5 protein-coding genes are annotated in these 15,062 nt (G+C 75.3%); all 5 read right to left on the bottom strand.

Annotation, left to right across the window (positions count from 1 at the left end; all coding sequences use genetic code 11):
- Positions 1 to 3: 3 nt before the first annotated feature.
- Positions 4 to 1,272 carry a glycosyltransferase gene (locus tag FRCN3DRAFT_RS0215785; protein WP_007515691.1) on the bottom strand — a complete coding sequence of 423 codons (1,269 nt, stop codon included), beginning with the start codon at positions 1,270 to 1,272 and terminating at the stop codon, positions 4 to 6.
- Entirely contained in the window at positions 1,269 to 2,084 is an 816-nt protein-coding gene (locus tag FRCN3DRAFT_RS0215780) for an alpha/beta fold hydrolase (RefSeq protein ID WP_007515692.1), read from the bottom strand. Before FRCN3DRAFT_RS0215780 ends, FRCN3DRAFT_RS0215785 begins: the two co-directional genes overlap by 4 nt.
- A gap of 2 nt (positions 2,085 to 2,086) precedes the next feature.
- Entirely contained in the window at positions 2,087 to 2,395 is a 309-nt protein-coding gene (locus FRCN3DRAFT_RS0215775; RefSeq protein WP_007515693.1) for an acyl carrier protein, read from the bottom strand.
- On the bottom strand, positions 2,392 to 7,185 hold the full coding sequence (locus FRCN3DRAFT_RS0215770; RefSeq protein WP_232794052.1) for a type I polyketide synthase: 4,794 nt from the start codon (positions 7,183 to 7,185) through the stop codon (positions 2,392 to 2,394). The genes FRCN3DRAFT_RS0215775 and FRCN3DRAFT_RS0215770 overlap by 4 nt, the downstream gene beginning before the upstream one ends.
- A 69-nt stretch (positions 7,186 to 7,254) precedes the next feature.
- The gene (locus FRCN3DRAFT_RS0215765) at positions 7,255 to 14,457 is read right to left on the bottom strand and encodes a type I polyketide synthase (protein ID WP_007515695.1); all 7,203 of its coding nucleotides are present in this window, start codon (positions 14,455 to 14,457) and stop codon (positions 7,255 to 7,257) included.
- Positions 14,458 to 15,062 lie beyond the last annotated feature (605 nt).

The following is a 15,062-nucleotide window of genomic DNA, read 5'->3' as shown; positions in this document are numbered from 1 at the left end:
CGCTCATCCGGGCCGGCCGTGCTTCGCGGCGAGCCCCACCAGGTGGTCCGCCGCCGCGACGGCCCCGCCCGCGGCCCTGAACGAGGCGCCGACCCGTCGGGCGTCGTCGCGGTACCGCGGGTCACCCAGGACGTCGGTGACCGCGGCCCCGATGAGGTCCGCCGTGGCGTGGCCGAAGTGCAGCCGGACGCCCGCTCCCGCGTCGACCACCTGCTGCGCGACGACCGGCTGGTCGTCGCGGATCGGCGCGACGACCAGCGGCAGACCGTGCGCGAGCGCCTCGCACACCGTGTTGTGCCCGCCGTGGCAGACGACGGCGGCCGCGTGGGGCAGCAGCGTCCGGATCGGCAGGTACGGCCTGGGCAGGACGTTGTCGGGCGCCGCCGCGATCGCGCCCGCCGGGTCGGCCACCACGGCCTGCACCCCGCCACCGAGCTGGCCCAGCGCGTCGGCGCAGGCCCGCAGGAAGCGGCCGCCGACGGGACCGTTGACGGTGCCCAGGCTGACGACGACCAGCGGTCTCCTCGGGTCGAGCCAGTCCCACGGGAACGGCACCTCGGGCGTCAGGGCGACGTCCGGCGACACCGCCGCCGCGGTCACCGCCGCCGCGATCGCCGCCGCCCCTGCGGCGGCCCGCCGGCGCAGCGCCGGGCCGACCCAGGCGGTCGGCGGACCCGTCGCGTCGGCCGGGCCGGCGAGCGCCTCGGTGGTGAAGGCGAGCACGAGCAACGGGGAGCGTTCGAGCGTCGCGGGCGTCAGTGGCACGGGCGCCAGCGACACGGCCGCGTCCGGGCACAGCCGCGCGATCAGGTCCGCGAACAGGCCGTCGAGCCAGTCGCGGATCTTGGGCGTGGCGGCGAAGGGATCCCGCAACGAGCCGGATGTGCTGGCGGAGGTGACCCACGGGATGCCCAGCCGCGCCGCGGCGAGCGGGCCGGCCAGGGCCTGCATGTCGGCGACGACGAGGTCGGCGCCGGACCGTTTGGCCGCGTCGGCGACCGCCTCGTGGGTCGATTCGGCGAGCGGGATGAGGAGCTCCTCCCAGAGGAACCTGACCGCGGCGTAGCCGCGCAGGCCGAGACCGCTCCCGGCGTCCACGGGGCCGCCAAGGGCCGGGTGCACCACCGCGTCCGGGCCGGCGAGGCGCCTGACCAGCGACGGCTCGCCACACCAGTCGACGCGGTGACCGAGGGCGTGCAGCCGGTCGGCCACGGCGACAAGCGGGGTGATGTGTCCCGTGAGCGGCGGGACGACGAGCAGGAAAGTGCTCACGCCTGCCCTCCCGGCGTCACCGCGGCGGGGTGGTGGGCGAAGACCCAGTCCAGGAGCAGCGCGCGCACCTGCCGGTGGGCCTCCACGAGCACGGAGTGGTCCTGGTCCTGGATGACCACGGTCTGACAGTTGGGCAGCAGGCTCTCGAGCTGGTATGGGTCGTCGGCCTGGAACCCGTCGCTGCCGATGATGCTCAGAACGGGGACGGTGATCCGACTCAGCTCGGTCAGGTCGAGCATCGGCCCGGTCGGGATCTCGTCGGTCATCGAGGTCTCGGACAGGCGCCGGTAGGCCTGCCGCGACAGCCGGGCGTGGTGGTCGCCGAACTGCAGCGAGATCAGCTGATAGGTCTCTTCGCGCGACAGCTCCCGCCTGGAGTTCTCCAGCACCTCGCCCACCCGCCGCGCCCACTGGTCGGTCGGCGGCTCGGACTCGATCGAGACCAGGCTGGCGACCTTGTCCGGGTGGGCCGCCGCGAACGCGAACGCGACGGTGCCGCCGAAGCTGTTGCCGATCAGGTGCACCGGCGGCCGCACGTCGAGTGCGCCGAGCAGCCCGTCGAGGTCCGCCACGAAGTCGTTCACCTGATAGCCGCTGGCCGGCCGTTCGCTGTTGCCGTGGCCACGCAGGTCGTAGAACAGCATGTCGACGCCGGCGGCGGCCAGCGGCGCGGCCAGCGTCAGGTAGAAGCTGGCGAGGCTGTCGGTGCCGAGGCCATGGATGCAGACGAGGGTCGGCGCCGGGTTCCGCGACGGCCTGCCCGGCGTGTGCAGGTAGTGGATGTCGGTGTCGTTGACGTGGATGGTCGGCATGCTCAGTCGACGGCCGTCGGGACGTCCAGGCAGGACACGACGTAGTCGACCACCTCGCCGACGCGCAGCGCGATGACGTCGCCGAGATCCTTGTCGGCCAGGAACTCGGCCATACTGACCTCGTCGCCATACCGCTCCGCGAGCATCACGCCGAGCGTGACCAGGTCGATGCTCTCCAGCTCGAGCTCGCTGTGGAAAAGCGTGTCCATGGTCACCTGGACGGGCGGCGACCCGTACTTCCGGGTGATCGTGTTGATCATGTCGTTGGCCTCGGCAAGGACCGCACTGGTCCGACCGTCGTCCATGGTCATGCGTCGACTCCCCTCCATTCCACGTGTCTCTGGTCGTTCTTGTCGTCGTTACGGTCGTCGTTCGCCGGCTGGGCGCCGGTCGTCCAGGCCACGACGTATCCGCGGGCGGGCAGCCCTGGCGGGCTGGTGGCCACCTCGACGCAGTTCACCGCGTACCGGGTGCCGTCCACGGTCACCGCGGCGGTTACCGGTTCCCGGTCGTCGGCGGCCCGCGCCGCCGACGTGACCCGCGGCCGGGACCCGTCGACCCCGGCCGCCCGCGCGGCGGCGTCCGTCACGGCCGCCAGGCGGCAACGCCACCACGGGTCGTCGGGATCGACGCCCACCGGCGGCCGCCGGGCTGGGCCGGGGAGCGGGTTCGACCGGTCCGCCATGACCGGCTCGATGGCGAGGCCGACGGCTGCCCGCGGGCCCGGCCCGGCGTGCTCGGCCCGGGTCGGCACGGCCACCGGCACGGCGAGCGCGACCGCGAGATCCTGGACGCTCGCGACGCGGACCTCGAAGGGCGCCAGCGGGTAGCCGGGGGCGCCGGACACGGTCACCGGCGGGCCGGCACCGGTGCCCGTGCCGGCCCGGCAGCCGTTGCCGTCCCACCCGGCGGCCGCGGTGCCGAACGGGTCCGACACCTGGATCTCAGCGGGAAAGATCTCCGGGCGCTGTGGCCCCCAGAGCCGGGCGCGGACGGCGTCCTTGATCGCGATCCGCCGCAGCAGCCACTCCCGGCGCAGGCCGGGCGGCAGCACGTCATACCGCGCGCGTTCGGCCGAACCGACATAGCGGCTGAGCACCATCTCGCGGACGGCCAGGTCGGACCAGCGCTCGGTGGCCATCACCCAGCCGCCAGGGCGGAGGCCGGCGAACGGCCGCCGCTCCGGCCAGCGGAATGCCTCGTCGAGCTCCGCGGGCAGATCGAACCTGCGGTTCACCCAGCCATAGACGTTCGCCCAGACCTCGTTGCCGTCGACGAGCTGCATGTACGCCTCGGCCCACTCGTTGTCGAACTCCCTGACCCAGGCGTGGCAGGAGACCGGCGTACCCGGCGCGGGCTCGGGGCCGAAGAATTCGACGCCTCCGATCCTGACCGGGAACATCAGAAAACGGTCCGACTCCCGCATGCGCACCCAGTAGCCGAGGAGCTGACCGGCCGTGTCCAGGAGCGCACCTGGCGTACGGGAGCCAGTGAGGACGCCGCGGACATGCGAGGGCCCATGCCCGAGCAAGGTGGTCACGCCCTGGAAGGCGGGGCCGTGGAACATCCACCGTTCGCGGTACAGGTCCCGGCCGGTCATCGTCGGCGGCTGCTCGGCGTCGGCGTCAACCGGCCAGCGCGGCGGCCGCGGCGTGGGGAAGGTGTCGGCCAGCCGGACCAGACCGCTCGCGAACCCGGCGAAGGTGACCCGATACCGATCCGGCCCCTCCGGCCGCAGGCTGACGGCCACGTCGGTAGCCGGTTCCGCCGGGAGCCAGTTGTCGAAGCGCAGGTCGTAGGCGCCGACGGCGGTCCGGCCCGACGCCCGCTGCGCGTAGTCGGCCATCAGCCGGACGGTGGTGGTCGCGGCCAGCACCGGACGCCGGTCGGCGAGGTCCGGCCAACCCGGCGGCTGCGGGGTCAGCGCATGGTCGAGCAGGTACGGCATGGTCGCGGTGGACACCCGCATCGTCGCCGTCCAGCCCGCTCCCCCGGGCTCCTCGCGCAGGTCGTCCGGGCCGGTTGGGGCCGGCGCCGTAGCCGGTCCGACGGATACCGGCCCGGCGGATGCTGCTCGGCTCGGCGCGGCGTCGCCGGCCGGATAGGTCAGGACGGCCGCGGCCGTGTCGGCGGTCTCGGCCAGCAGCGCCATGAGCTCCCTGGCCAGCGGGTCCCGGTCCGCCCGGACGGCCAGCGGGTGATCGGCGGGCAGGGACCACCCCGGCAGTTCGGCAGCCAGCCCGCCGCCGGTCTGGGCATCGCCTGGTCGCGGCGGGCCGGCACCGACGAGGCCGAGACGCGGGAGCCTGGCGGGGTCGACGGCGATCGTCGACGCGCCGAGGTCGAGCCGAACCGGATGCTCGCGAGGACCGTCCGGCGCTGGGACCGTCGCGTGGGCCGTGACGTCGGCGCCGGGCTGGCCGCCGGGACCGGCGTGGTCGGTGCCGGGCTCGTCGAGCACGGCGAAGTCGGGGTCGCCGTTCTCCACCCACAGCGCGACCGCGAGCCGGCGAAGCTGGCCAAGCCCGTCGCGGTGGGCCGAGTTCGCGGCGATGGTCAGGTGGGGCGCCTCCTCGAGCACGCCGTCGACGAGCCCGCCCAACCGCCCCGGCCCGACCTGGACGAACACCCGCACACCGGCCGCGTACATCGCCTCGACGGTCTGGCGGAACAGGACCGGCTCGACCAGGTGACGGACGAACAGCTCCCGGACCGCCGCCAGGTCGGCCGGATACGGCGACGCCGTCGTCGCCGACCACAGCTCGACCTGCGCCGGCCGGCGCAGCCGAAGCCGGTCCGTGCGGGCCCGCAGCGCCGGCAGATGGGGCCGCAGCATCGGGGTGTGGAAGCCGGACCGGAACGGCAGGACCTGCACGACCACGTTCTTGCGCCGCAGCCGGCCGGCCAGGTCCGCGATCGCGGCCGGGGGCCCGCAGACGACCGAGCTCTGGGGCGCGTTGTCGTGGGAAAGGACGATGTCCGGGTAGTCGGCGAGGGCCTGTCTGGCCTGGTCGCTCGAACAGGCCAGCGACGCGTAGTCGACCTCGGGGACGTCGCCCTCGTAGGGATCGGCGGCGAAGATGTCGGCGTCGACCGCGTCGTCGTCGAACATCCCGGCGGCGAACATCGCGCTCCACTCGCCGATGCTGTGCCCGGCCAGCGCGTCCGGCGCGATCCGCATCCGCCGCAGCACCCGGTCCAGCAGCCGGCTCACCAGCAGGACACCGGTGCCGTGCCGGCCCAGGTCGGCGCTGGACAGCTCCGCCGGGAGGGCGAACCCGAAGCGGCGGGCGACGTCGTCGAGCTGTGGGGCGAACTCCGCCTCCAGCCCGGGGAACACGAACGCGGTCCGGCCGGCGTCCGGGCCGGCCAGCAGTGGTTCGGCGCTGGCCCACACCTCGCTCCGGCCGCGCCAGGCCTTCCACGCCCCCTGGCGAATCCCGCCGACCGCGTAGCGCGCGGACGCCAGCCGCCGCGCGGTCGGGTTCACCAGGCCGAGCCGCGCCCCTGTCCCGGTGTACGCGGGCGTGGTCTCGGCCTGGGCCCGCAGCACCACGTCCTCGACCTCGAGCAGGACGCCCAGCTCGTCCGGGGTCGCCGCCGCCAGCCGCAGCACCAGCTCGGGTTCGACGACCGTGGCCACCGCCGAGCCGGCGCCCGGGGCGGCCGCCGGAGCCACGACCGCCGGGCCCGCGGCGGCCGCGGCGGCCGCGGCGGCCGGAGCCTCCTCCAGCAGCACGTGCGCGTTGGTGCCGCCGAAGCCGAACGCGTTGACACCGGCCCGGCGAGGACCGACGGACTCCCACGGCACGGCGGCCGGCAGCGGACGGAACCGGGTCGTGGCGACCGCGGGATGCGGATCGTCGCAGTTCACCGCCGGCAGCAGGACCCGGTGGTGCAGCGCCAGGGCCGCCTTCACCAGGCTGGCGATGCCGGCGGCCGCCATGGCGTGCCCGATCATCGCCTTCACCGAGCCGAGCGCGCCGAGCCCGCCCGGTCCCGCCCGGTCGCCGCCGCCGGGCCCGAACACGCGAGCCAGGGTCGTCAGCTCGGCCTGGTCGCCGGCCGGCGTGGCGGTGCCGTGCGCCTCGATCATGCCGACCGCGCCGGGCTCGCGCGGGTCGAGACCGGCCGCGCGCCAGGCCCGCTCGACGGCCACCTGCTGCCCCGCCGGGTCAGGACTGACCAGCCCGCCGCCCCGGCCGTCGCTGGACACACCGGTTCCACGGACCACCGCGTAGACCCGGTCCCCGTCGCGTTCCGCGTCGGCGAGCCGCTTGAGGACGACGACGCCCGTTCCCTCGCCGATCAGGGTGCCGTCCGCGCCGCGGTCGAACGGCCGGATCCGCTGCGCCTTCGACAGAGCCCGCAGCTGCGTGAACACACTCCACAGGGTGATGTCGTGGCAGTGGTGGACCCCGCCGGCCAGCACCGTGTCGCAGCGGCCCGAGGCCAGCTCGGCCACGGCGCAGTCCACGGCGACCAGTGACGACGCGCAGGCGGCGTCCACGGTGAACGCCGGCCCGCCCAGGTCGAGGCGGTTCGCGATCCGGGCCGCGGCCAGGTTCGGCACGATGCCCATCGCCGCGTCCGGCGCCTCCGGCCCGAGCTGCTCGGTGAACGCGGCCCGGACCTGGTCGAGGTCGTCGGGGCCGAGCGTCGGCAGCAACGTCCCGAGGGTGTGGACCAGCTGGTGGGCCGTGCGCAGCCGCTGGTCGAGGCGGGCCATGCCCGGGCCGATGTAGCCGCCCCGGCCGAGGATGACTCCGACCCGGCCGGGATCTCCCAACCGGGACGGGCCGCCGGCGTCGTCGATCGCGGCGGCCGCGACGCGCAACGCGAGGAGCTGGTCGGGCTCGATGCTGCGCACGTCGCTCGGCGGGATACCGAAGCGGAGCGGGTCGGCGTAGGCGAACTCGTCCACGAACCCGCCGCGCCGGCAGTAGATCCGGTCGGCGCGGGCCGGCCCCGACGCGGCGCGCGGGTCGTAGAACGCCGGGTCCCAGCGACCGGGCGGCACCTCGGCGATGGCGTCGTTGCCGTCCACGAGGTTCCGCCAGTACGTCTCCAGGTCGGGCGCGCCCGGCAGGAGCACCGCCATGCCGACGATGGCGACCGGCGGCGACCGCCAGTCCGAGGAGGAGGAATCCGCGGAGGAAGTGGTCATCGTCTACCAGCCGGACGCGGTGTAGACGACACCGCGAAGGTCTCGCGGGCCCCAGGCCAGCTCGCGCAGCAGGCACCGGTGCCCTTCCTCCGGGTCGATCAGGTCGACCCCGCGGCGGGCGAAGTCCCGCTCCAGGTCGGCGCTGACCATGCCGGGATGACTCTCGTCCGGCGCCCAGGGACCCCAGTGGACGGTGAGCGCCCGCGCCCCGGTCCGCCCCGCCCAGGCAGCGCCGAGGGATTCCAGCGCGTCGTTCGCCGCGGCGTAGTCGCTCTGGCCCCGGCTGCCCAGGACGCCGGCGATGCTGCCGAAGAACGCCAGGGTGCGTGGCGGGACCGGTAACTCGTCGAACGCCGCCAGCAGCGCCAGCGCCCCGGCCACCTTCGTGTCGAACACCCGGCGGAACGACTCCGGCTCCTTGTCCGCGACCAGCCGGTCCTCGATCACTCCGGCGGAGTACACGACGGCGTCGATCCGACCGTGGTGGGCGAACAGCTCCTTGACGAACCGGTGGACCGCCTCGGTGTCCAGGACGTCGAGCTGGTGGTAGCGGGCGTCAGCGCCACGGGCCGCGACGGTGGCGAGCGTCGCCCGGATCTCCCGCTGCGCCAGGACCCGCGCGACCTCGCGGCTCGCCTCTCGCGGCGACCGGTGCCCGAGCTCCCGGACGGCGTCGAGCAGGGCGGTCCGGTCGAGCGCGGCCGCGAGCCGCGGGTCCTCGTCGCCCGCCGGCTCGGGGGTGCGCCCGGCCAGTTCCAGATGACAACCGGCGGCACCCGCGAGCAGGGCGGTGAACCCCGCCGTGATCCCACGGGCCCCCCCGACCAGGACGACGACGGCGTCACGGTCCAGGCCGAGCGCCGTGGCCTCGGCGGTGCCGTCGTCGGCCGGCCCCGCCCCGGCCGTCGCGAGCGGCCCGGCGGCCACCGCCGTCAGCTCCTCGGTCAGGCGCGCGCCGTCGCGGTGGACGACGACCACCGGGCCGCCGGGAGGCTCGCCCAGCTCGGCGGTGACGATGGCGGCGAGAGCGGGGCCCGCGGCCGCGTCGGTCTCGACCAGCCTGACCGTGGTTGTCGGGTACTCGCGGCCAAGCGTGCGGAACAGGCCGCGCAGGCCGATGGCGGGCATGGCATCGGGCGGGGTCACGGCCAGCAGCCAGCGAGGGCCGCCGTGCAGCACGGCGCGCAGCGCGCCGAAGGCGTCTGGCAGCTCCGGCTCCCCGGCGTCGTCCCCCCAGCCGGCCAGGTATACCGCGCCGTCCACGGCCGGTCGGTCGCCGTCAGCCGGCCTGTCGGCCAGCTCGTCGACCAGCCTGAAGCGCGCCTCGGCGCCGAGCTCCGTCAGCCGGCGCATGACCGTCTCCTGGCCGGGAACGTCGGCGGCGCGGCCGAACACCATCCAGGTGGTACCCGTCAGGTCCACCTGGCCGGGGCCGGGAGACGTCGGCCGCCTGGTGAGGACGAACCGCGTCGGACCACGGCCGCGCGCCTCACCCGCTTGTCGGGCCTCCCCCGCCGGGGCGGAGACGGACAGGTCGGCGGACACGTCACGACCTGGTCCCCGTTCGGTGAGCCAGCCCACGATGGCGCGCACGGTGCGCAGCCGGCTGAGCTCGTCGACGCCGCCGGTGCCAGTGCCGGCGAACGCGAAGCGGTCGGCGAGCTGGCCGGCGAGCTCGGTGCGCTTCAGCGAGTTGACGGACAGGTCGGTCTCGAGGTCGAGGTCGAGGTCGATCATGTCGGTCGGGTAGCCGGTGCTCTCGGCGATCAGGTCGAGCACGGTGGTCGTCACGTCCTGCGGCGTGCCGGCCGGTGATGGGGCCAGCGCGGCGACCGCCGCCGGGGTGGTGATGGGAACGTCGGCCGCGGGTGCGGGCGCCGCCGGGAGGAGCGCCGCCGTCGGAAGCGCCGTGATGACGTCCCGGCCCGAGCCCAGATAGGACATCAGCACGTCGCGCTGCGCGGCCAGGTTGTCCCGGGAGGTCCGCAGGAACTGGCTGACCAGCGTCTCCCGGGTCGCGGTGTCGACCGGGCCGTTCGCCGCCGCGCCGGTCGGCATCGTGTGGTCAGCCGGGGCCGAGGCGCCGGCCAGCGCGGGCACGGGCGACGGCGGGCCTGTCCGGCGTACCTGGTGGGCCGGCAGCAGGCCGCCGGGCAGCGGCGTACCGTCCGCGCGGCAGATGCTGCGGCCGTCCACGCTCCACCGCGGCGGGGTCGGCGCCGTCGCGCCGTCCCGGTCCACGGCGTCGCGGCCGTCGACAAGCCAGTCGACGGACAGCGGCACGCCGGCGACCAGCAGCGCCGCGACCGCGTCCAGGAAGCCGGTCAGCCCACGGCGCCGGCCGTCGCAGGCGACTGCCAGGTGCGGCCGGCCATCGAGGATGGAGTCGACCAGGCCGGTAAGCACCCGGCCGGGACCCGCTTCGACGAACACCCGCGCTCCGGCGGCGTACATCGCCTCGATCTGCTCGACGAACCGCACCGGCGCCGCCACCTGCGCGGCGAGCTCGGCCCGGACGGCGTCGCCCACCGTGGCGTCGCCGTCGGTGGCCGGGTAGGGCGCCGCCGTGCGGTTCGCCCACACCGGCAGCCGCGGGTCGGTCAGGGGGGCGCCCGCCAGCCGCTGCGCGAACTCCGCGCCGGCCTCGGCGATCAGCGGGCTGTGGAACGCGCAGGCGACGGGCAGCCGGACGGCGCTGTGCCCGGCGGCGCGAAACAGCCGGATCGCCGCCTCGACCGCCGAGGTCGCCCCGGAGATCACGACCTGGTCGGGCGCGTTGTGGTTGGCGACGACCACCTGCCCGTCGAGGCGCGCCTCGGCCAGCGTCGTGGCCACGACCGTCACGGGCGCCCGCACGGCCGCCATCGCGCCCTGGTCCGGCCACTCGGCGCCGCCGGCGGACTCCCGGGATCCGGCGCCGGTGACCGCGCGGACGATCGCCTCGCCCCGGGCGGCCGAGAGGTCGAGGAGCGTCTCGGGGGCGCAGGCGCCCGCGGCGCACAGCGCGACCAGCTCGCCGTAGCTGTGACCGCCGATCATGTCGGGCACGAGGCCCAGCCGGGACAGCAGGTGGTAGGCGCCGAGGCCCGCGATCCCGAGCGCCGGCTGCGCGACCCGGGTGTCCCGCAGCCGCTCCTCGGCGCTCCCAGCGCTCCCAGCGCCGCCCGACGGCGAACCCGGCGGCCCGTCGAACGTCGACGGCGGGAAGATCGCCTCCAGCCACGGCTCGCCGAGCCGCAGATAGTCCCGCAGCTCCGGGAAGGCGACGAACAGCTCGGCCAGCATGCCCGGCCGTTGGCTGCCCTGCCCCGGGAACAGCACGGCCACCGCGCCGGCGCCCCCCAGGTCACCCGCGCCGCTCCCGCCGCCCGGGGCGGCCGAGGCGACCGGCGAGGGGTCCCCGACGGCGAACAGCCCCACCCGCGCGTCCGACTCGCCGTGGGCCGCCCGTTCCAGCAGGTGGGCGAGGTCGTCCAGGTCCCGCGCGACCACCGCGATCCGGACGGGCCCTCGCCGCGGTCGCGCCCGGCGGGTGGCCGTCGCGGCCAGGTCGCGCAGCGGCCACGGCCGGCCACCGGCGTCGTTCGCGACCAGCAGCCGCCGCAGCTCTGTCACCCCGGCGAGGGCCGACGCCTGGTCCGCGCCGCGGAACACGAACAGCTCCGCCGGCCACTGGTCGAGGGCGTGCCGGGCGTCGACCGCGCCGGCATGACCGGTGAGGACCGCGTGGTAGTTCGCTCCGCCGAAACCGAAGGCGCTGACCCCGGCCACCCGACCGGCGACGGGCCGGGTCCACGGCCGCGCCGTGCCGGCGAAGACGAACGGGCTGGCGTCGGGCTCCCAGGCCGGGTTCGGCGTCTGGACATGCAGCGTCGGCGGCAGGACGCCGTGGTGCAAAGCCAGCGACACCTTGACCAGGGCGGCGAGGCCGGCGGCGGTCTTCGTGTGGCCGATCTGCGACTTGACCGACCCGAGAGCGCAGGTACCCGGCCGGGCGCCGGCGTCGGTGAACACCTTGGTGAGCGTCGTGAGCTCGGTGCGGTCACCGACGACCGTGCCGGTGCCGTGCGCCTCGACGAGTCCCACGTCGGCCGGCGAGACGCCGGCGTTGTGGTAGGCGCGTTCGAGCGCGAGCTGCTGGCCTTCCGGCCGGGGCGCGGTCAGGCCGAGGGACCGGCCGTCGCTGGCCGCGCCCAGCCCCTTGATCACCGAATAGACGCGGTCACCGTCGCGTTCGGCGTCGGCGAGCCGCTTGAGGACGACGCAGGCGACGCCCTCGCCGAGCGTGGTCCCGTCCGCATCGGCGGCGAAGGGCCGGGCCCGGCCGCTCGGTGACAGCGCACCGACGGAGGAGAACAGCAGGTAGTCGAGCACGCTGTTGTGCAGGTCGGCGCCGCCGCAGATCATCACGTCCGCGCCGCCGAACCGCAGCTCCTTGCAGGCCATGTCCAGCGCGGCCAGCGACGAGGCGCAGGCGGCGTCCACGACATAGGCCGGGCCGCCCAGGTCGAGCCGGTTGGAGATCCGGCTCGCGACGATGTTGCCGAGGATGCCGGTGAACGTCTCCGCCGTGATGTGCGGGAGGATGTCCCGCAGCTCCGGCGGCACCTCGCCGTAGTACGCCGGCAGCAGCGCGCGCAGGGTGATCGCGGCGGACAGGTCGCTGTTGGGCTCGGTGCCGAACACCACGCCGGTGCGGATGTGGTCGACGCGGTCGGGATCGAGCCCGGCGTCGTCGAGCGCTCGCCGGGCGGTCTCCAGGGCCAGCGCCTGGACCGGCTCGATGCTCACCAGCGACGCCGGCGGGATGCCGTAGCGCAACGGGTCGAAGGGAATCCGGGGCAGGAAGCCGCCCCACTTCGAACGGGTCTTCTCCCCGCTCGGGCCGCCGTCGGGGCCACCGTCGGCGTCGAGGTAGATCTCGGGATCCCACCGCTCGGGTGGCACGAGCGAGACCGCGTCCTTGCCGGACACGACGTTCGCCCAGTAGGTGGCCAGGTCGGCGGCGCCCGGCAGCACACAGGCCATGCCGACGACGGCGATGTCCAGGGGAGCCGCGTCGGCCGTCCGCCCAGCGGTCGCCGGGCCGGGCCCGTCCCGCAGCCGCTCGGCCTGGTCGCGCAGGTACTGGCGGGCGCCCGCCGTGACGTTGTCGTGCAGCTCGTGGATCGTGGTGGTGGCCGACCGCAGCACGGCGACCTGCCCCGCCATGAACAGGCCCTCGGCACGCTGTCGCTCACCGTCGACCGCGGCGAGGTCGTCGCCGCTGCGCTCCAGGCCCTTGCTGGCCACCCTGAGCCGGCCGACGTTGAGCTGCTCCAGCTCCTCCCACGCCCGCTGATCCGGCACGCCCCGTGCGCGCAACTCGTCGCGGGCGGCGTGGAACCGGTCGACGAACGGGCTCGACACGCAGCGGGTCGCGTGACCCGGCCCGGTCCGCAGCAGGGCCGTGCCCTCCGCGGCCAGCACCTGCCGCTGGAACTCGTCCTGGATGGCGCCCGCCTCGACGGCCTCCCGGGTGAAGAGGTAGGCGGTGCCCATCAGCACGCCGACGCCGACGCCACGGGCGGCGAGCGGGTTCGCCATCGCGGCCACCATGGACGCGGAGCGGGCATCGTGCACTCCGCCCGCGAACAGGACCTGCAGGCCGTGGCCGGTCCGGTCCCGCGGGCCGGCTCCCGCGGTCCGCGCGCCTGGCGAGGTCCTGTCGAGGTGGTCGAGCAGGACGTCGAGCTGCGCCTCCCAGAGTGGGAAGCTCGCGCGCGGGCCGACGTGGCCGCCGCACTCGGAGCCCTCGAAGACGAAGCGCCGGGCGCCCGCGTCGAGGAACTGCCGCAGCAGCGTCGGCGACGGCACGTGCAGGAAGGTCGGGATGCCGATCGCCTCGAGGTCGGCGGCCTGGGAGGGCCGGCCGCCGGCGACGATCACGCAGGACGGCCGGATCTCGCGCACCACGCCGAGCTGGGTGGCCCGCAGCTGTTCGGGGGCGAAGCCGAGCAGTCCGACCCCCCAGGGCCGGTCGCCCAGCAGGTCTCGGGTCTCCAGCAGCAGCCGGCGGGACTGCCGCTCGTCCGCGAGCGCCAGCGCGAGGAACGGCAGCGCGCCGTCGTCGGCGACGCGGCGCGCGAACCCGGCCTGGTCGCTGACCCGGGTCATCGGCCCCTGCGCGACGGGCCGGGTGGTTCCCCAGGAGGCGCACAGCGGCGAGTCCGACGCCAGGACGGACTCGGCGGCCGCGAGCTCGGCCGGGTCCGCCGCGGCGCTCAGGGCCCCGCGGATCGCCTGGACGACCCGCGCGGTGGTGCCGAACCGGTTGGCGAACAGCTGGGCGAGGAAGGCATCCTGCCCGACCGGCAACAGCTGGCGACCGGGGTCGTGCCCACCGAGCCGGGCGACGACCGCCTCGGCCGACCAGTCCTCGGCGCTCCCACTCGCCTGGCGGGCGGCGGGTAACTGGTAGACCCGGTACCCGGCCGCGACGACCGTCTCGGTGCCGTCCATCCGGCGCAGCGCGGCGCCGACCGATTCGGTCACGGTGGCCTCGCGCAGCAGGCTGAGCTGGGTGTCCAGGACGATTCCGGCCGCGCCCCCGACCACCGCCGCGACCGCCGTGCGCACACCCACCCCGCCCCAGCACCAGACGCGCGGGGACGCCCCCTCGTCCCCGAACAGGTCCCGCTGCACGAGCACCTGTTGCAACAGGACGAAGGAGCTGAGCTCACCGACGCGGCCGCCGGCCTCGTTGCCCCGGGCCAGCAGGCCGTCGGCTCCGGCGGCCACCGCCGCCACCGCCTCGCGAACGCTCGTGACCTCGGCCAGGACGCGGGCGCCGGGCAGCGCGTCCAGCAGCCGCTGGCTGCCGGCATCGGCGAGCGTGTCACCCGCCACCAGCAGCGTGTCGATCCGGCCGCGGTGCCGCGCCAGCTCGTCCGCGTCCACCGCCTCCGGCCGGGAGATTCGCACGCCGAACGACGACTCCGTCAGCCGGGCGGTCAATCGCAGTGCCCTGGCCGCGCCGGCTGGATCGGGCCCGAGGTCCAGCACGCCCAGGGCTCCGGCGCCGCTGACCGCCGCGACCAGCCTCGGGTCTGGTTCTCCCAACGGGCTCACCCCGATGACGTGGTCCCGGCTCCCGACGGCGCGGCGTCCCGCGTCGGTCACCCCGAGGCCGCCGACGACCGGCCTGGGCGCAGCACTGTGTTTCACAGATCACTTCCAGAGGTGTCCATGCGGCCGGCGATGCCGGCCGGGAGTGGGCGATGCGTCGCCGGTGCCCCCAGCGAGGGGCTTTCGGCCGGCGGCACCGGCGACGAGAGGGCGCCGGCTGGGGACGAACGGCCGTGACGTGCGGCCGACGTCGGGCGGCGAGTCCGGCGCGGTGCTCGCCGCCCACGTGTCCAGCGAATGAGCCTGGTGCTGCTTTTTTGGCGAACGCCATTCTTGGCGAACGCCCTCTCAGGAAGCGCCTTTGGCGAACGCCATCTCGGAGGTGGCGTTCCAGACCGTGCGGACCGCCGATGGACTCCAGTTTCCGATTAGGAAGAACGACCTTCTACCCAGCCCGCCGCGCCGCGCCGGTCGGCGTCGACAACACGTCCGACTGGTGGGCGAGCGGGCCTGGCGGCGGCGCCTGGGCGACGCGACCGAGGACCAGGAAGTTCGTCAGGGAACAGGCGCCAACCAGCGAGGCCGCACATCGGCGCGGGCGACCTCGTAACACCGGCGTGGACACGAGGCGAATCGAGGGGACCGAAGAAGTTCGCGGTCGAACGAATGAGGCCGTCAATATCCATCGCGCAGGAAGGCCTTGC

Source organism: Pseudofrankia saprophytica (assembly GCF_000235425.2).
GTDB lineage: Bacteria > Actinomycetota > Actinomycetes > Frankiales > Frankiaceae > Pseudofrankia > Pseudofrankia saprophytica.
Note: the sequence above shows the minus strand (reverse complement) of the source record. Positions and strands in the feature narration are given on the sequence as shown.